The organism is Amycolatopsis sp. NPDC049159, assembly GCF_040648295.1.
In the GTDB taxonomy this organism is placed as follows: Bacteria; Actinomycetota; Actinomycetes; order Mycobacteriales; family Pseudonocardiaceae; genus Amycolatopsis; species Amycolatopsis pretoriensis_A.
The window spans coordinates 1-17,690 of record NZ_JBEZDL010000051.1; the positions used below are offsets into that span (position 1 = coordinate 1).

The 17,690-nt window shown below is 71.8% G+C and carries 19 protein-coding genes; 15 read left to right on the forward strand and 4 right to left on the reverse strand.

Annotation, left to right across the window (positions count from 1 at the left end; all coding sequences use genetic code 11):
- Positions 1-111: 111 nt before the first annotated feature.
- Positions 112-2,220, reverse strand: coding sequence for an elongation factor G-like protein EF-G2 (locus AB0B33_RS46395; protein WP_360784518.1), 2,109 nt, complete (start codon positions 2,218-2,220; stop codon positions 112-114).
- Between the two features lie 130 nt (positions 2,221-2,350).
- On the opposite strand from AB0B33_RS46395, the gene AB0B33_RS46400 reads away from it, so the two are divergent.
- The 3 genes from AB0B33_RS46400 (at position 2,351) to pdxS (ending at position 5,833) form a co-directional block, all read left to right on the forward strand.
- Positions 2,351-3,793, forward strand: a complete 1,443-nt coding sequence (locus tag AB0B33_RS46400) for an FAD-binding oxidoreductase (protein ID WP_360784520.1) — start codon at positions 2,351-2,353, stop codon at positions 3,791-3,793.
- A 57-nt stretch (positions 3,794-3,850) separates the two neighbouring features.
- Entirely contained in the window at positions 3,851-4,834 is a 984-nt protein-coding gene (locus tag AB0B33_RS46405) for a DUF5937 family protein (protein WP_360784523.1), read from the forward strand.
- Between the two features lie 90 nt (positions 4,835-4,924).
- Positions 4,925-5,833, forward strand: a complete 909-nt coding sequence (gene pdxS / locus AB0B33_RS46410; RefSeq protein WP_281506306.1) for a pyridoxal 5'-phosphate synthase lyase subunit PdxS — start codon at positions 4,925-4,927, stop codon at positions 5,831-5,833.
- A 63-nt stretch (positions 5,834-5,896) separates the two neighbouring features.
- On the opposite strand, the gene AB0B33_RS46415 is transcribed toward pdxS, so the two are convergent.
- Together AB0B33_RS46415 and AB0B33_RS46420 are read right to left on the reverse strand one after the other, a co-directional pair.
- Positions 5,897-6,520: a hypothetical protein gene (locus AB0B33_RS46415; protein WP_360784526.1), complete on the reverse strand. Its 624-nt coding sequence runs from the start codon at positions 6,518-6,520 to the stop codon at positions 5,897-5,899.
- 214 nt (positions 6,521-6,734) lie between these two features.
- Positions 6,735-7,298: an XRE family transcriptional regulator gene (locus AB0B33_RS46420; protein ID WP_247023927.1), complete on the reverse strand. Its 564-nt coding sequence runs from the start codon at positions 7,296-7,298 to the stop codon at positions 6,735-6,737.
- Between the two features lie 68 nt (positions 7,299-7,366).
- Here AB0B33_RS46420 and AB0B33_RS46425 point away from each other — a divergent pair, with 68 nt between their 5' ends.
- From AB0B33_RS46425 to AB0B33_RS46445, 5 genes are all read left to right on the forward strand, one after another.
- Entirely contained in the window at positions 7,367-8,059 is a 693-nt protein-coding gene (locus AB0B33_RS46425; protein ID WP_360784529.1) for an AzlC family ABC transporter permease, read from the forward strand.
- Positions 8,059-8,379, forward strand: coding sequence for an AzlD domain-containing protein (locus tag AB0B33_RS46430; protein ID WP_360784532.1), 321 nt, complete (start codon positions 8,059-8,061; stop codon positions 8,377-8,379). The genes AB0B33_RS46425 and AB0B33_RS46430 overlap by 1 nt, the downstream gene beginning before the upstream one ends.
- 147 nt (positions 8,380-8,526) lie before the next feature.
- Positions 8,527-9,141, forward strand: a complete 615-nt coding sequence (gene pdxT, locus AB0B33_RS46435; protein WP_360784535.1) for a pyridoxal 5'-phosphate synthase glutaminase subunit PdxT — start codon at positions 8,527-8,529, stop codon at positions 9,139-9,141.
- A gap of 41 nt (positions 9,142-9,182) precedes the next feature.
- Positions 9,183-9,938 carry a YebC/PmpR family DNA-binding transcriptional regulator gene (locus AB0B33_RS46440; RefSeq protein WP_155549612.1) on the forward strand — a complete coding sequence of 252 codons (756 nt, stop codon included), beginning with the start codon at positions 9,183-9,185 and terminating at the stop codon, positions 9,936-9,938.
- A gap of 86 nt (positions 9,939-10,024) precedes the next feature.
- Positions 10,025-10,576 carry a DUF4262 domain-containing protein gene (locus tag AB0B33_RS46445; protein ID WP_247023924.1) on the forward strand — a complete coding sequence of 184 codons (552 nt, stop codon included), beginning with the start codon at positions 10,025-10,027 and terminating at the stop codon, positions 10,574-10,576.
- Here the strand turns inward: AB0B33_RS46445 and AB0B33_RS46450 are convergent.
- Positions 10,573-11,013, reverse strand: coding sequence for a cupin domain-containing protein (locus tag AB0B33_RS46450; RefSeq protein WP_247023923.1), 441 nt, complete (start codon positions 11,011-11,013; stop codon positions 10,573-10,575). The genes AB0B33_RS46445 and AB0B33_RS46450 overlap by 4 nt on opposite strands.
- Before the next feature lie 74 nt (positions 11,014-11,087).
- Here AB0B33_RS46450 and ruvC point away from each other — a divergent pair, with 74 nt between their 5' ends.
- The 7 genes from ruvC (at position 11,088) to AB0B33_RS46485 (ending at position 17,609) form a co-directional block, all read left to right on the forward strand.
- The gene (ruvC, locus tag AB0B33_RS46455) at positions 11,088-11,672 is read left to right on the forward strand and encodes a crossover junction endodeoxyribonuclease RuvC (RefSeq protein WP_360784540.1); all 585 of its coding nucleotides are present in this window, start codon (positions 11,088-11,090) and stop codon (positions 11,670-11,672) included.
- A complete protein-coding gene (gene ruvA / locus AB0B33_RS46460) occupies positions 11,669-12,262 on the forward strand; it encodes a Holliday junction branch migration protein RuvA (protein ID WP_360784543.1) in 594 nt (197 codons plus the stop codon). Before ruvC ends, ruvA begins: the two co-directional genes overlap by 4 nt.
- Before the next feature lie 8 nt (positions 12,263-12,270).
- On the forward strand, positions 12,271-13,338 hold the full coding sequence (gene ruvB / locus AB0B33_RS46465) for a Holliday junction branch migration DNA helicase RuvB (protein ID WP_247023920.1): 1,068 nt from the start codon (positions 12,271-12,273) through the stop codon (positions 13,336-13,338).
- Between the two features lie 121 nt (positions 13,339-13,459).
- Entirely contained in the window at positions 13,460-13,864 is a 405-nt protein-coding gene (gene yajC / locus AB0B33_RS46470; RefSeq protein ID WP_360784547.1) for a preprotein translocase subunit YajC, read from the forward strand.
- A 218-nt stretch (positions 13,865-14,082) separates the two neighbouring features.
- Positions 14,083-15,885 carry a protein translocase subunit SecD gene (gene secD / locus AB0B33_RS46475; protein WP_360784550.1) on the forward strand — a complete coding sequence of 601 codons (1,803 nt, stop codon included), beginning with the start codon at positions 14,083-14,085 and terminating at the stop codon, positions 15,883-15,885.
- A gap of 1 nt (position 15,886) precedes the next feature.
- Positions 15,887-17,104, forward strand: a complete 1,218-nt coding sequence (gene secF / locus AB0B33_RS46480; protein ID WP_360784553.1) for a protein translocase subunit SecF — start codon at positions 15,887-15,889, stop codon at positions 17,102-17,104.
- A gap of 1 nt (position 17,105) precedes the next feature.
- On the forward strand, positions 17,106-17,609 hold the full coding sequence (locus AB0B33_RS46485; RefSeq protein ID WP_360784556.1) for an adenine phosphoribosyltransferase: 504 nt from the start codon (positions 17,106-17,108) through the stop codon (positions 17,607-17,609).
- Positions 17,610-17,690: the final 81 nt, after the last annotated feature.

Sequence of the window (17,690 nt, forward strand, 5' to 3'; positions counted from 1 at the left end):
GGGCGAAGTCCAAGTGCCGGGGGTACGCGGACCAGCCGGCGATGATCAGCTTGGGCCGGTGCTCACGGGCCAGCCGCGCGACCTCGGCACTCACGACCCGGGGCGCGGCGTTCAGTGGACCGCCATCCCTTCCGGCATCGGCTCGAAGCGGGCGTGGCGGCGGGTGAACGACGCCGTGCCCGACGTCATCGAGCGCAGGTCGATCAGGTACCGCAGCAGTTCCGTCGCCGGGACTTCGGCCCGGATCACCGTCCGGCCGCCGTCGCCGGCTTCGGTGCCCAGCACCCGGCCGCGCCGGGACGACAGGTCGCCCAGCACCGTGCCGAGGTGCTCGTCCGGGAGCCGGATCGCCACCTCCTCCAACGGCTCGAGCATGGTGATGTGCCCGTTCGCCGCCGCCTCCCGCAGGGCCAGCGCGCCGGCCGTCTGGAACGCCGCGTCCGAGGAGTCGACGCTGTGCGCCTTGCCGTCGACCAGCGTCACCTTGACGTCGACCACCGGGTGCCCGTCGGCCAGCCCGCGCTGCAGCTGGGCCCGCACGCCCTTCTCCACGCTCGGGATGAACTGGTGGGGCACCGAACCACCCACGACCTTGTCGACGAACTGGAACCCGCCGCCGCGGGGGAGCGGCTCGACCTCGATGTCGCAGACGGCGAACTGGCCGTGCCCGCCGGACTGCTTGACGTGCCGCCCGTGTCCCTTGGCCGGCTTGGCGAACGTCGCGCGCAGGCTGACCTTCACCGGTTCGGTGTCGACGTCCGCGCCGCCCGCGCGCAGCCGGGAGAGCACGACGTCGGCGTGGGCCTCACCCATGCACCACAGCACCAGCTGGGCGGTTTCGGCGTTGCGGTCCAGCCGCAGCGTCGGGTCGCCGGCGACCAGCCGGGAGAGGTTGCGGGCGAGGGTGTCCTCGTCGCTGCGGGTCTTCGCGACCACCGCCACCGGCAGCAGCGGCTCCGGCATCGCCCACGGCTCCATCAGCAGCGGGTCGTCCGGGGAGGAGACGGTGTCCCCGGTCTCGGCCGAGCCGACCTTCGTCAGCGCGCACAGGTCGCCCGCGACGCAGAAGGGCACTTCCCGCAGGTTCGCGCCGAGCGGGGAGTAGAGGTGCGCGACGCGCTCGTCGGCGTCGTGGTCCTCGTGGCCGCGTTCGGCGAGACCGTGCCCGGACACGTGCACCGGGCGCTCGGGGCGCAGCGTCCCGGAGAACACCCGGACCAGCGACACCCGGCCGACGTAGGAGTCGACCGCCGTCCGGACGACCTCCGCGGCGAGGGGGCCCGCGGGGTCGGCGGAGAGGGCGGCGTGCGTCCCGCCGTCCGGCGTGGTGACGTCGGGCGGCTTGTGCTCCAGCGGTGAGGGGAACGCGCGGACGATCCCGTCGAGCACCTCGGTCAGGCCGATCCCGCTGGTCGAGCAGACCGGGATGACGGGGTGGAAGGAGCCGCGTGCGACGGCGGTTTCGAGGTCGGAGATCAGGACGTCCTCGGAGATCTCCTCCCCGGCGAGGTAGCGGTCCATCAAGGACTCGTCCTCGCTCTCGGCGATGATCCCTTCGATGAGCTCGTTGCGGGCCTCGGCCATCCGCTCGAGCTCGGCCGGGTCGGGCTCGCCGGGCTTCGGCGGCGGCCCGCCGGTGTAGTCGAAGTACCGCTGGGTGATCAGCCCGACCAGGCCGTTGCCCGCGGGCAAGTAGAGCGGCAGCACGCCGTCGCCGAACGCGGCCCGGCAGGCGGCGATCTCGGCCATCGCGTCGGCCCGGTGGTGGTCGAGCCGGGAGACGACGACCGCGCGCGGCATCCCGACCGCGGCGCACTCCTCCCACACCGCGACCGTCGCCGCGTCCACCCCTTCGGCGGCGCAGACGACGAACAGCGCCGCGTCGGCCGCGCGCAGCCCGGCCCGCAGCTCCCCGACGAAGTCCGCGTACCCCGGCGTGTCGATCAGGTTGATCTTGTGGCCCTGGTGCAGCACCGGGGCCACCGAGAGGCCGACCGAGCGCTGCTGGCGGACCGCCGCGGGGTCGTGGTCGCACACCGTGGTCCCGTCGACGACCGAACCCGCGCGCGGCACCGTGCCGGAGGCGGCGAGCAGGGCCTCGGTGAGGGTCGTCTTCCCCGAGCCGGACGGGCCGACGAGCACGACGTTGCGGACCTTCGCGGGGTCGTCCACAGCGACGGCGGCCCCGGTGTCGGCGTTCTTGGCTTGTCTGTCTGCCATGACGACTCCTCGGCGAACGGCTGGTGTACGGGATGTGTCCTCGATCACACACCCGCTACCCTGGTCACGGCAAGGCAGGGCTCCCGGGACCAGCCGAATGCCCGGGGGGACACGGGGCAGGGGGAGTGACGTGGACAGGCGGACTTTCTTGCGGGTTTCCGGAGCGGTACCGGTGGCGGGGCTGGCCGGGTGGCCGCCGCCGGACGACTGGGAGCGGCTGCGCAAGCGGCTCTCGGGGCCGTTGTTCCGGCAGGCCGACCCGGGGTACACCGAGGCCAAGCAGGGTTTCTTCACGATGTACGACGACCGGATGCCCGCCGCGGTGGTGGGGGCCGCGCGCGTCGAAGACGTCCAGGCGGCCCTCGGTTTCGCGGCGCGGCACGGGCTGCCGGTCGCGGCCCGCGGCGGCGGGCACAGCTACCCCGGCTATTCCACAGTGGACGGCGGGATCGTCGTGGACCTGAGCCGGTTTTCGGGCGTCGAGGTGCGCCCGGACGGCCGCGCGGTGATCGGCGCCGGTGCCCGGCTGGGCCCGATCGCCACGACGCTCGCCGCGGCCGGGCGGGTGCTCCCGGCGGGCAGCTGCGACACGGTGGGCATCGCCGGGCTCGCCCTCGGCGGCGGCGTCGGCCTGCTCGACCGCGCGTACGGGCTGACGTGCGACCACCTGGAGGCCGCGCGGATCGTCACCGCCGACGGCCGGGCGCGCACGGTGTCGCGCTCGGCGGAGCCGGATCTGTTCTGGGCGCTGCGCGGCGGGGGCGGCGGCAACTTCGGGATCGTCACCGGGTTCACCTTCCGGACCGTCCCGATCGCCGACGTCGCCACCTTCGAGCTCACCTTCCCGGACGGCACGCAGACCGCGCTGTTCGCCGCGTGGCAGGACTGGCTGCCCGCGCAGCCGGACGAGCTGTGGTGCGGGGTCAACATCGACGCGGTCACCGCGAACGCGAGCGGCACGTTCCTCGGCACCGAAGCCCGGCTGAAGGAGCTGCTCGACGACCTGGTCCGCCGCGTCGGCACGCCACCCGCCGAGCGGGGCGCGCGCGTGCTCGACCACGTGAGCGCGATGCGGTCGTTCGACGAGCCGGAAGCCCGGCCGGGGGCGGCCGCGGCGCGGGCGGCGTACGTCGGGACGTCGCGGATGCTGCTGCGGCCGGTCACCGATCCGGCCGCGGTCGTCGAGCTGCTGGTCGCCGACCCGAAGGTGGGCACGCTCATCGACTCCGCCGGGGGCGCGATCGCCCGCGTCGGCGCGCGCGAGACGGCGTTCCCGCACCGCTGCGCACTGGCCAGCTTCCAGTTCCTGCACGGCGCGGCGCCCGCCGACGGCGGCGAAGCGGGAGCGCGGCGGGCGCTCGCCGCGGTGCGCGACGGGCTCGGGCCGGAGTTCGGCACCACCGGGTACGTCAACTACCTCGACCCGGAGATGCCGGACTGGGCCGAGGCGTACTACGGGGTGAACCTGCCCAGGCTGCGCGCCGTCGCCCGGAAGTACGACCCGCGAGGAATTTTCGCTTTCCCGCAAGGACTTTCGGAGCCCCGCTCGACCGTCCACATCGGAGCGACTTAGACTGAGGCGACGGCTGAACAAGCCTCACCGCGCGGAATTTCGGCAGAGAGGCAGCGCGTGCTCGATCTGGCATTCTCCACTGAGGACCTGGCGCACACCCGGTTCGCGTTCTCCCCGGCGTGGGAGATCGTCGCGAGCGTCCGCGTCCTCAACCAGCCGGGCGCGCACGCGCTGCACCTGCCGTGGGTCAAGCGCGCCACCGCGGCGCTCGGCGAGGCCGGGCTGGACATCGGGCTGCTGCGCGACCTCGTCCCGTTGCGGCACCTGCCCGGCTTCCTGGCCGGCACGCCGGCGACGCCCCTGCCCGAGCTGGCCGACGAGCTCGCCGACCTGCGCGACGTCCCCGCCCGCCTCGTCCGGCGCGAGCTGGACGCGATGGCCGGGCCGCGGTCGACGGCGCTGAACCGCTTCCACCGCGACCCCGAAGCCGGCCTCGAGCGGCTCGCGACGGTGATGGAGCGGTACTGGGACCTCGTGCTGGCACCCGACTGGCCGCGGATCCGGGCGCTGCTCGAGGCCGACGTGCTGCACCGGTCGCGGCTGCTCGCCCAGGGCGGGGCCGCCGAGCTGTTCAACGACCTCACCCCGCTGGTCCGCTGGGAGGGCGGCACGCTCACGGTCGCGCACCGGCACCTGCACGCCGCGGTGCCGCTGGACGGGCGCGGTCTGGTGCTCGTGCCGTCGGCGTTCGTCTGGCCGCGGGTGTTCTCCAAGACCGACCCGCGCTGGCAGCCGGTGCTGCGCTACCCGCCACGGGGGATCGCGACGCTGTGGGAGACCGGCACGGCCGCCGCGCCCGCGGCGCTGGCCCGGGTCGTGGGCCGCGGCCGGGCGATGCTGCTGACCGAGCTCGCCGCGCCGGCGTCCACCGCGGAACTGGCCCGCCGGACCGGGCTGACCGCCGGCGCGGTGTCGCAGCACCTAAGCGCGTTGAAGGCCGCGGGCCTGGTCAGCGGGCACCGTGCCGGACGTCACGTGCTCTACGCACGCACCCGGGCGGCGGAAGTCCTGGTCGGCGGCGTGCCGGAAGTGGACTGCTGAGATAGCCGCGCACTGGCCTGCCTGAAGGGTCCACCGCCGACCTACCCTCGGATTCGTCACCCTCTGTTCTTCTTGTGGAAAGGCGCAGTCGTGTCCGAGCAGCAGACCACCGTCCAGTCCGTCACCGGCACCGCCAAGGTGAAGCGCGGCATGGCCGAGATGCTCAAGGGCGGCGTGATCATGGACGTGGTCACCGCCGACCAGGCCAAGATCGCCGAAGACGCCGGCGCGGTCGCGGTGATGGCCCTCGAGCGCGTGCCCGCCGACATCCGCGCCCAGGGCGGCGTCGCCCGGATGAGCGACCCCGACCTGATCGACGGCATCATCGAGGCCGTCTCGATCCCGGTCATGGCGAAGGCCCGCATCGGCCACTTCGTCGAGGCGCAGGTCCTGCAGTCCCTGGGCGTCGACTACATCGACGAGTCCGAGGTCCTCACCCCGGCCGACTACGCGAACCACATCGACAAGTGGGCTTTCACGGTCCCCTTCGTCTGCGGCGCGACCAACCTCGGCGAGGCCCTGCGCCGCATCACCGAGGGCGCGGCGATGATCCGCTCCAAGGGCGAGGCGGGCACCGGCGACGTCTCCAACGCGACCACCCACATGCGCAAGATCCGCGGCGAGCTCCGTCGTCTCCAGTCCCTGCCGGAGGACGAGCTGTTCGTCGCGGCCAAGGAGCTGCAGGCCCCGTTCGAGCTGGTCCGGGAGGTGGCACAGGCGGGCAAGCTCCCGGTGGTGCTGTTCACGGCGGGCGGGATCGCGACCCCGGCCGACGCGGCGATGATGATGCAGCTGGGCGCGGAGGGCGTGTTCGTCGGCTCGGGGATCTTCAAGTCCGGCAACCCGGCCCAGCGCGCGGAGGCGATCGTGAAGGCGACGACGTTCTACGACGACCCGGACGTGCTGGCGAAGGTTTCGCGCGGACTGGGCGAGGCGATGGTGGGGATCAACGTGGAGGAGCTGGCGGAGCCCCACCGCTTGGCCGAACGCGGCTGGTGAGTGCACTTCCTGATTGACGTTCGGAGAAGCCCCGCGGCCGGTCGGCTGCGGGGCTTCTCGCTGTTACGAGGTCTCGACGACTCGCCAGTTGAAGGTGACGTGCGGAGCGATGTAGGGGCCTTGGGTCTGCTCTTGCTGCACCTCGAGGATCTCGACCACGGCGAGCCTGCCGTGCTCATTCATGAGGACCACGATCTGCCCGACTCGGGCAACGACAGTACGTCCGGGTGTGAGGTGCTGTTCCAAGTCCGAGTCGTCGCATTCCTCGGATCTGACGACCCCTACGGCCTTGATCGGATCGCTGTACACATAGATCGAGTCGGCCCCGCACTGGCTGACTTCAAGGGCGAATTCAGCGATACCCAGGCCCCAGCGGAACACCGGCTCGGGCGCGTCTGCGAACCTGAAGCGGGTCTGTCCCCTCAGTGCTGGGCTCCGGTACTGAGAGGGCTCGCCCTTCAGTGCCTGTCTCTCGAGGCGCGCCGCACGCTCGCGCAAGGTGGCGATCGGCGTCTCGCTGTCGCGGTTCGCCGGCAGTCCACCGACCCAGCGCCAGAGGTCCTCAATCTGTTCTGAGCCGGGAAAGTCATCGACGTTCGGCTCATCGCGGTTGAAGGGGAACCCCTTGGGTTCCTTGTCTGCGAGCCAGGCGGGAAGCTGTTTCCCGGGGTTGCCCTTGAACAGCACCGAGAGGTCGCCGCAGACCTCGGAGATCCAGCGATTCTCTGCGTGACGCCGGAATCCGGCGAAGTATCCGCCCGTTCACCGTAGTTTTCGTCGACTACCAGGAGCACGTGCGTGGCTTCGGTGACGCGCCGCATGAAACCGGTCAGGCTGTCGCCGCAGTCGGCATGAACAGATCCGCGCCCGAAACATCCCCCAACCGCAGCACAGTGCCGGCTCAGACGTACTCCGAAATCTCCACCCCGTAAGTACCCGGCTCCAGAGCCTCGAAGATGTGCGGCACATCGCCCGGATAAGAGATGTAGTCCCCGGGCAGCAGCTCCTCCGGCTCGTCCAAAACGCCCACCCGCGCCCGGCCCGCGCAGAGGACGATGTGCTCGACCACCCCCGTCATGTGCGGGTCGGAGCGGCGCGGGGTGCCCGGCTCGCCGCGGACGATGTAGATGTCGCGGCGGGCGCCCGTCGGGCACGCCGATAGCAGGGTGCACGCGTAGTCGGCGTGTTCGGCGAACACCGTCGGGCCCTTGCCCGCGCGGACCACCCGGACCTTCGGCCGCTCCGGCTCGACCAGTCGCGAAAACGGGACGTCGAGGGCCACGCCGAGGGCCCACAGCGTCTCGACGCTCGGGTTGCCCGTGCCGGACTCGAGCTGCGACAGCGTCGACTTCGCCAAGCCCGCGCGCTTCGCCACCTCGGTCAGGGAGAGGCCGGCGCGGGTGCGTTCGCGGCGCAGCGACGCCGCGATGATGTCGAGGGGTGCGCCCGTGGGGGGTGGTGCCATTCCGTTCGCTCCATCGGTCTTTTTGTTCGCCTTGACGAACGTCGGTCCGAGTGTTCACTATAGAACACATGCGTTCGATCTGGCGAACACTCGACCGGGGCCTCGCCCGGGACATCGGCCTGGTCTGCGCCGCCGATTGTCTCGTGGGTGTGTCCTACGGTGCCATCGCGGTGAGTTCCGGGTTCCCCTTGTGGCTGCCCATGCTGATGTCGCTGCTGGTGTTCGCCGGCGCGTCCCAATTCATGTTCGTCGGGATCGTGGCGGCCGGCGGCAACCCCTTCGCCGCCGTGCTCGCCGGGTTGCTGGCCAACGCGCGGCACCTGCCGTTCGGGTTCGCGATCGGTGACGTCCTGGGCAAGCGGTGGCCCTCCCGGCTGGTCGGCAGTCACCTGATGATCGACGAATCGGTCGCGTTCGCGCTGGCCCAGCGCGAGGCGCACCAGCGCCGCGCGGCGTACTGGGCCTGCGGGATCGGCCTGTTCGCCTGCTGGAACGTCGGCGTCGTCGCGGGGGCCTTCGCGGGTCAGGCGATCAGCGACACCGACGTCTTCGGCCTCGACGCGGCGTTCCCGGCGGTGCTGCTGGCGCTGGTGCTCCCGGCGTTGCGCGACCGGGCGGCGCGGCTGCCGGTGTTGACCGGGGTGGTGGTCGCGCTGGCCGCGACGCCGTTCCTGCCCGCCGGGCTGCCGGTGCTGCTGGCGCTCGCGGGGGTCCTGGTGGGCGTCGCGGCCAAAGAGCCCGAGCTGCAGGAGGCGCGCTGATGGACGGCGTGGAGCTGCTGACCGGCACGGTGGTGCTGGCGCTGGGGACGTTCGCCTTCCGGTTCGCCGGCCCGGTGCTGCGCAGCCGGGTGAAGCTGTCGCCGAAGGCCCAGCGGCTGATGGCGCTGGCCGCGGTGGTGCTGCTGGCGGCGCTCGTCGCGGTCAGCGCGCTGACCGAGGGGCACGGCTTCGCGGGCTTCGCGCGGCCGGCCGGGGTGCTGGTGGCGGGCGTGCTGGCGTGGCGGAAGGCGCCGTTCGCGCTGGTGGTCGTCGCGGCCGCGGCGACGGCGGCCCTGCTGAGGCTGGCCGGGATCCCCTGAGCCGCGCACCTATGACGTGAACGACTCTTTCCTGTCACCGGACGCGGTGAACGACCCTTTCATGACGTTCGCGGACCGGGGCTGACCTGCCGTGGAGGCGGGGAGCGCGTGCGTCTAGGCTGGTGGGAAGGTCTTTCGGGAGGTCGGGTGTCGGAACCGGTCGTCGGTGTGCTCGCCATGCAGGGTGCCGTGCGCGAGCACGTCGCGATGCTGGCCGAAGCGGGGGCGCGGGCCGTGCCCGTGCGCCGCGCCACGGAACTGTCCGAAGTGGACGGTCTGGTGCTGCCCGGTGGCGAGTCGACCACGATGTCGCGGCTGCTCGAGACGTTCGAGCTGCTCGAGCCGCTGCGCGCGCGGATCGCCGAGGGCATGCCCGCCTTCGGCTCGTGCGCGGGGATGATCCTGCTGGCGCGCCAGACCCTCGACGGGCGGCCCGACCAGCAGCAGCTCGGCGGCCTCGACGTCGTCGTCCGGCGCAACGCCTTCGGCAGGCAGGTCGACTCCTTCGAGGCCGACCTCGACTTCGCCGGGATCGACGAAGGAGTGCACGCCGTTTTCATCCGGGCCCCGTGGGTCGAGAAGGCCGGGGACGGCGTCGAGGTGCTGGCCACGGTCAGCGGCGTGCCCGGCGTGGCGGAGGAAGCCGCTAGGATCGTCGCGGTCCGGCAAGGGGCGGTGCTGGCGACCGCGTTCCACCCGGAACTGACGCCCGACGTGCGGGTGCACCGGCTGTTCGTCGACCTCGTGCGGAAGGCAGCCTGAGACGCGGTGCCCGGCCGGGGTACGGAACAGATGGAGGAGAGATGAGCGGCCACTCCAAGTGGGCCACCACGAAGCACAAGAAGGCCAACCTCGACGCGAAGCGCGGCAAGCTCTTCGCGCGGTTGATCAAGAACATCGAGGTGGCCGCCCGCACGGGCACCGGTGGTGGCGACCCGGATGGCAACCCCACGCTCTACGACGCCATCCAGAAGGCGAAGAAGAACTCGGTCCCGCAGGACAACATCGAGCGCGCCCGCAAGCGCGGCGCCGGCGAAGAGGCGGGCGGCGCCGACTGGCAGAACATCACGTACGAGGGCTACGGCCCCAACGGCGTGGCGGTGCTGATCGAGTGCCTCACCGACAACAAGAACCGCGCCGCGATGGAGGTCCGCACCGCGCTCACGCGCAACAACGGCTCCCTCGCCGACCCGGGCTCGGTCGCCTACATGTTCACCCGCAAGGGTGTCGTGATCATGCCCAAGGGCGACGCGTCCGAGGACGACGTCCTGATGGCGGTCCTCGACGCGGGTGCCGAAGAGGTCAACGACCTCGACGAGAGCTTCGAGATCGTCTCCGAGGGCGGCGACCTGGTCCCGGTGCGCAAGGCGCTGCAGGAAGCGGGCTTCGAATACGAGTCGGCGGAGCTGACGTTCCTCCCGTCGGTCAGCGTCCCCCTGGACGCCGACGGCGCGAAGAAGGTCTTCAAGCTGATCGACGCCCTCGAGGACTGCGACGACGTCCAGAACGTGTACGCGAACTTCGACGTGTCGGACGAGGTGCTCGCCGAAGTCGGCTGAGTTTTCCCAAGCGCCGCAACGCCTTCGTGCCCGGGCCGGAAACTTTCCGGCCCGGGCACTGGGCTCTCGGGGTCTCGTCAGGCAGAATGTGCGCCGTGACCTCGACGACCCCCGCCACCTCCGCCGACCTCGCCGCCGAACTCACCCCCGACGAACAGCAGCTCGTCGAGTGGATCGAGGGGCAGGCCAAGGAACGCGGGAACGCCGTCGTCACCGTCGCCGCGGACGACGAGGGGGCCGGCTACTGCTTCACCGCCTGTGCGTGGGCGCTGCACAACGTGCCCGAGGCCGTCGTCGTCGGGCTGCCCGACCACATGGGCGCCGTCCTGCTCGACGCCTACGTCGACCGCGCGGCCAACGGTGAGATCTTCGAGGTCGGCAAGCGCTACGACGACTTCTTCGACGGCGTCCCGGTCGTGCTCGAGCGGGTCGACAAGGGGCACTACCCCGAGTACTTCGGCACCGCGTTCCTCATCTACCCCGACGGCGACTTCCCGGCCCTGCAGCTGATCGTCGCGACGCCGGAGGGCAAGTTCCCCTGGCACCCGGACGCGCCCGAGGGCTTCGCGCGGTGGCAGCCGGTGCTGACCGGGAGCGGCGACCCCGAAAGCTGGACCCCCGGCGTCGACGGTCCCTAGAACTTCCGCAGGTCGGCGGCGGCTTCCGGGTATCGCAGCGCCAGGTCCGCGGCGGCCGCGAACTCCACGCAGTCGTCGGTGTAGGGCGGCACGACGACCGTCCCCAGCAGGCTCCACGCGCCGCGCGTCACGGTCGCCTGCCACGTCCCGGCGGGCACGACCACCTGCGGGCGTTCGCCGGCGGCGACGTCGGTTCCCAGCACCGGCCGCTCGACCGAGCCGTCCGGGTGCAGCAGCAGCATCGCGGCCGGCGCCCCCGCGTGGTGGGCGTACACCTCGACGCGGTCCAGCCGGTGCGGCGCGGAGAACTCGGGCGCCACGAGCAGGTAGTAGATCGCGGACCCGGTTTCCGAGCGCCAGCTCTGCGCCCACCGCCCGCCTTCGACGGGCAGCGGCTGAAGACCCAGGTGGGTGACGAAATCCGACGGCTCCGGCATGTCACCCATCCTGCCGGAGCCCGCGCCCAGTAGCCTGCCAACTCGAACGGATGTTCGCGGCGGAGGGAAATCGGGTGCGGGTGCTCGGGGTCGACCCCGGTCTGACCAGGTGCGGCCTGGGGGTGGTCGACGGCGGCAAGGGCCGGGCCGTCCGCTGCGTCGCCGTCGACGTCGTGCGGACCCCGCCCGACGCCGACCTGGCGCACCGCCTGCTCGGCATCTCCGACGAGGTCGAACGCTGGATGGACAGGTACAAGCCGGCCGCCGTCGCGGTCGAGCGCGTCTTCGCCCAGCACAACGTGCGGACGGCGATGGGCACCGCGCAGGCGGGCGGGGTGGTCGCGCTCGCGGCCGCGCGCCGCGGCCTGCCCGTCGTGTTCCACACGCCCAGCGAGGTCAAGGCCGCCGTCAGCGGGTCGGGCCGCGCGGACAAGGCGCAGGTCACCGCTATGGTGATGCGGCTGCTCAACCTCGAAGTCGCGCCGCACCCCGCCGACGCCGCCGACGCCCTCGCGCTGGCCATCTGCCACCTCTGGCGGGAGCCGATGCGCGCGCGGCTGGCCGAGGCCGAAGCCCGCGCCGCCGAGCTGGCCCGCACCCACAAGGCCCGCCTCGCCGCCGCGGCGAAACAAGCGAAGAACCCAGGAGCAGCACGATGATCTCGTCGGTACGCGGAGAAGTCCTCTCGGTCGGCCTCGACCACGTCGTGGTCGAGGTCGGCGGAGTCGGCTTCGCCGTGCAGGCCACCCCGGCGACGCTGGCGACCCTGCGCCGCGGCGAAGAAGCCCGGCTGCACACCGCGCTGGTCGTGCGCGAGGACTCGCTGACGCTGTTCGGGTTCGCCGACGCCGACGCGCGCGAGCTGTTCGGGCTGCTGCAGACGGTGTCCGGGATCGGGCCGCGGCTCGCGCTCGCCACCCTCGCCGTGCTCGACCCCGACAAGCTGCGCGGCGCGCTGGTCGAAGGCAACATCACCGTGCTCACGTCGGTGCCCGGCATCGGCCGCAAGGGCGCCGAACGGCTCACCCTCGAACTGCGCGACAAGGTCACCGCGCTCGGCTCCGGCGACGCGCCCGCGGTCACCGCGCCCGGCGCGCTGCGGGCCGAGGTCGTCGAGGCGCTGGCCGGGCTCGGGTTCCCGGCCAAGCAGGCCGAGCAGGCCGTCGACAAGGTCCTCGCCGACGGTGACGGCCACACGACGGCGAGCGTGCTGCGCGCTTCGCTGGCCACCCTCGGCCGGAAGCGGTAGGCGCGGCCGTGGAGTATGAAGCCGTGGAGGAAGACGAAGCCCTCTCGGCGTGGGCCCAGACCGGCGAGGAGACCGTCGAGGGCACGCTGCGGCCGCGCAAGCTCGACGAGTTCGTCGGCCAGCCGCGCGTGCGCGAACAGCTGGAGCTGGTGCTGGAGAGCGCGCGCCGCCGCGGCGTGCCGCCCGACCACGTCCTGCTGTCCGGCCCGCCCGGGCTCGGCAAGACGTCGATGGCGATGATCGTCGCCGCCGAGCTGGGCGCGGCCATCCGGATCACCTCGGGCCCGGCGCTCGAACGCGCCGGCGACCTCGCCGCGATGCTGTCGAACCTCGCGCCCGGGGACGTCCTGTTCATCGACGAGATCCACCGGATCGCCCGCCCGGCCGAGGAAATGCTCTACCTGGCGATGGAGGACTTCCGGGTCGACGTCGTCGTGGGCAAGGGGCCGGGCGCCACCAGCATCCCGCTGGAGATCGCGCCGTTCACGCTGGTCGGGGCGACCACGCGGTCGGGGTCGCTGACCGGGCCGCTGCGCGACCGGTTCGGCTTCACCGGCCAGATGGAGTTCTACACCGACACCGAGCTGGAGCTGGTCGTCCGCCGCGCGGCGACGATCCTCGACATCCCGATCGACCGCGACGGCTGCCAGGAGATCGCCGGCCGCTCGCGGGGCACGCCCCGGATCGCGAACCGGCTGCTGCGGCGCGTCCGCGACTACGCCGAGGTCCGCGCGGACGGCAAGGTGACCGTCGAGATCGCCCGCGCCGCGCTGGCCGTCTACGACGTCGACGAACTCGGCCTCGACCGGCTCGACCGCGCCGTCCTCACCGCGCTGACCAGGTCGTTCGGTGGCGGACCGGTGGGTATTTCGACGCTGGCGGTGGCCGTGGGGGAGGAGGCGACGACCGTGGAAGAGGTGTGTGAGCCCTACCTCGTGCGCGCCGGTATGCTCGCCCGCACCCCGCGGGGCCGGGTCGCCACGGCGGCTGCCTGGGAGCACCTCGGCATGGTGCCGCCCGCCGACCACCCGGGGCGCCCCGACCCGGGCGGGCTCTCGTCGTTCGAGCAGGACTGAGCGGTGCGGAACCGGCGGGTGGGTGCTGGCGTCCGCGCTGGTACCTGGCACACTTGACAGGAGCACATACCCAAAAACCGGACATTTCGGCTGGGCCCGAGAGTCCGTCGAACGGAGAAACATGCAACAGCTATTGCTGCCCCTGCTGCTCGTGCTCGTCCTCGCGGTGCCGCTGGTCATGAGCACGCGCAAGCAGAAGAAGCAGCAGGCCGCGCAGCAGGATCTGCAGAACAGCCTGGCGCCCGGTGACCGCGTGATGACCACTTCGGGTCTCTACGGCACCGTCGCGGACACGTCCGGTGACACCACGATCGACATCGAGATCGCGCCCGGCGTCGTCACCACCTGGCTGCGGCTCGCGGTCCGCGAGAAGGTCGAGCCGGTCGTCGAGACCGACGAGGACACCACCGACGAGGCCTCGGCCCCCGCCGAGGAGTCGATCATCGAGTCCGACGCCGACGTCAAGACCGAAGAGCCGCAGACCACCGCGCAGGTGGCGCCGCCGCTGGAGCACGGCAAGAAGTAACCCCGCGCTCGCTCCCGGGCACGCGGCGAAAACCCCGACGAAAGTCGGTGTGGCCTGCAACGCCGGGCTCACGCAGCACCGAGTAGTGTCTCGGTGCTGCGTGCGTGTCCGCCGTCATACCCGCGCCCGGGAGTGAATCGCACACAGTCCCTCCCGGTAACCCTCCGGGCGGGCACCGCAACGTTGGGGTCCACCCCGTCCGAGGAGACCGAAGCACCGTGGCAGCTTCAGCCGGGCATCTCCGCCCGGGACGCTATCTCGCCCTGTTCGCCCTGATCGTGATCGTGCTGTACGCGCTGGTGTTCCTCACCGGCAACCACAAGCCGACCCCGAAGCTGGGCATCGACCTGCAGGGCGGCACCCGGGTCACGCTCACCGCCCGCACCCCCGACGGCGGCCAGCCGACGCGGGAGTCCCTGAACCAGGCGCGCCAGATCATCGAACGGCGCGTCAACGGGATCGGCGTCGGCGGCACCGAGGTCCTCCTCGACGGCAACAACGTCGTCATCACCGTCCCCGGCGAGCAGGGTGACCAGGCGAAGAACCTGGGCAAGACCGCGAAGCTGGGCTTCCGGAAGGTCGTCGCGAACGCGACCCAGCCGGTCGTGCCGCCGCAGCCCACGAACCCGCCGCCGGCCACCGGCACGCCGACCTCGGGCACCCCGAAGCCCGGCGCGCCGAGCAGCTCCGCGCCGGCCGCGACGTCGAGCGCGCCGCCCTCCAGCCCGGCCGCCGGTGGTGGCGGTGCCGCCGCCGCGCCCGCGCAGCAGCAGAGCACCACGCCGGCCCCGCCGAGCAGCAGCGCCACGCCGCCGCCGTCGAGTCAGGCCCCGGCCCCTTCGGACGGCTCGGTCGACGCCGAGACGGCGAAGGAGATCCAGGCCGCGAAGGCGGTGCGCCAGGACCCGAAGCTGATCGGGGCCGACGGCCAGGCCAACCAGGAGCTCGTCGCGAAGGCGATGGCGTCGCTGACCTGCTCGCCGAACGCCAAGGACCCCCTCGAGGGCAACGACGACCCGAAGCTGCCGCTGGTCGCCTGCGGTGACCACGACACGTACAAGTACCTGCTGGAGCCGGAGTTCCTGCCGGGCACCGAGATCGCCGACGCGACCTCGGGCTACGACCAGCAGCGCGGCCAGTGGGCCGTGAACCTCAGCTTCAAGGCCGAGGGCACCAAGATCTGGGCGGACTTCACGTCGAAGAACGTCAGCCAGCAGGCCCAGGCCGCGTTCGTGCTCGACACGCAGGTCGTCTCGGCACCGGCCATCCAGGCCGCGATCCTCGACGGCAACACCCAGATCACCGGCAAGTTCACGCAGACCGAGGCGAAAGACCTCTCGGACATCCTGAAGTACGGCTCGCTGCCGCTGTCGTTCGCCTCTTCGGACGCGACCACGGTGTCGGCGACCCTCGGCCTGGCCTCGCTGCAGGCCGGCCTGATCGCCGGCGGCATCGGCCTGCTGGTCGTGTTCGTCTACTGCCTCTTCTACTACCGCCTGCTCGGCGTGCTCACCATCCTGTCGCTGGCCCTGTCCGGCGCGCTGGTGTTCGCCGTGCTGGTGCTGCTCGGCCGCTGGATCGGCTACACGCTGGACCTCGCGGGCATCGCCGGTCTGATCATCGCCATCGGGATCACGGCGGACTCGTTCGTCATCTACTTCGAACGGCTCAAGGACGAAATCCGGGAGGGCCGGACGTTCCGGTCCGCGGTGCCGCGCGGCTGGGTCCGCGCCCGGCGCACCATCCTGGCCTCGGACGGCGTGAGCTTCCTGGCCGCGGCCATCCTGTACGTCATCGCGGTCGGCGACGTCCAGGGCTTCGCGTTCACCCTCGGCATGTCCACGGTGCTCGACCTCGTCGTCGTGTACCTGGTGACGCACCCGCTGGTGGCCATGGTGTCCACGTCCAAGAACGCGTTCCTGTCCAATCCGAGGCACCTGGGCCTCGGCGCCGTGCAGCAACTGGGTTCGCAGCGGAAGAAGTCGACCTCGGTCGGCCGCGCGAACGTGAAGGAGGCCTGACGTGGGGGTCGAAGAAGTGGGCACGGACGCCGAGGGCAACGCCAAGGCGGCGGTCAAGCCCGGCAAGAAGGAAAGCGTCTTCCACCGGCTGTACGTCGGCACCGGCGCGTTCGACGTCGTCGGCAAGCGCAAGCGCTGGTACATGTTCTTCGCCGCGCTGGTGCTGATCTGCCTCGCGTCGATGGTCTTCCGCGGCTTCAACATCGGCATCGAGTTCGAGGGCGGCACGCAGATCCAGATGCCGGCCAACGGCATCCACGGCGTGATCAGCGAGGAGCAGGCCAAGGACTCGTTCCAGAAGGCGCTGGGCCGTCCGGCCTCGGAGACGCAGAAGGTCGGCTCGGGCGCCGCGTCGACCATCCAGATCCGCACCGACGCGCTGGACGCGGCCGACGTCGCGAAGGTCAAGCAGGGCCTGTTCCAGGACCTGGGCCCGAAGGGCACGAACGGCCAGCCGAGCGTCCAGGCCATCAGCGACAGCGCGGTGAGCGCGTCGTGGGGCGGCGAGATCTCGCAGAAGGCGCTGATCGCGCTCATCGTGTTCCTCGTCGCGGTCGTCATCTTCCTGGCGATCTACTTCGACCCGCGGATGGCCGCGGCGGCGCTCATCTCGCTGCTGCACGACATCCTGGTCACGGCCGGCGTGTACTCGCTGGTCGGCTTCGAGGTCACCCCGGCGACGGTCATCGGCCTGCTGACGATCCTCGGGTTCTCGCTCTACGACACGGTGGTGGTGTTCGACAAGGTCCGCGAGAACACGCGCGGCCTGCTCGGGCTGACCCGCCGGACGTACGGCGAGGCCGCGAACCTGGCGCTGAACCAGACCCTGATGCGGTCGTTCAACACCGCGTTCATCGCGCTGCTGCCGATCCTCGGCCTGCTGATCGTCGGGTACATCCTGCTCGGCTCGGGCACGCTGCAGGACCTGGCGCTGGTGCAGCTGACCGGCACCCTGGTCGGCGTGCTGTCCTCGGTCGCGCTGGCCACCCCGCTGCTGGTCGACTTCAAGATGCGCGACCCGAAGTACCAGCAGCAGGCCGAGCGCGTCCGCCAGCGCCGCGTCAGCCAGGCGCGCAAGGCGGCGGGCGACGAGGACTTCGACGCGACCGACGACGACGCCCTCGCGAAGGAACTGCGCAAGGAGAAGGCGTACGCGGCCGCGGCCAGCTTGCCCGCCCGGATCCAGAAGCAGCGCCCGGCGGGCAAGCGGAAGCGCTGACGTGGAGCTCGACGAGGCACTCGGCCTGATCGCCGAGGTGCCGGACTTCCCCGAGCCCGGCGTGCTGTTCCGCGACCTGAGCCCGCTCTTCGCGGACGCGGGCGCGTTCAAGGCGGTCACCGACGCGCTGGCGGACACGCTCGAACCGGGTGTGGAGGCGCTCGCGGGCGTGGAAGCCCGCGGGTTCCTCCTCGCCGCGGCCGTCGGGTACGCCCGCGGCCTCGGCGTGGTCCTGATCCGCAAGCCCGGCAAGCTCCCGCAGGTGGCGGGCCGGGTCGACTACGCGCTGGAGTACGGCACGGCGACGGTCGAGCTCCCGGCCGGCGTGGTCCGGCCGGGGCAGCGGATCGCCGTCCTGGACGACGTCCTGGCCACCGGCGGCACGGTGGCCGCGACCGGCAAGCTCCTGGAAGACGCCGGCGCGGTCGTCGACAGCGTCTCGGTGATCCTGGAGCTGGGCGCGCTGGGCGGCCGCGAGGTCCACCACGGGACAGCAAACCGGTGACCGCGCCCGCGAACGTCGCCGCCAGCACCTTCGACATCGCCGCTTCGCGCTTGCGCTCCTGCGACTTCTGGTAGTCCTCGG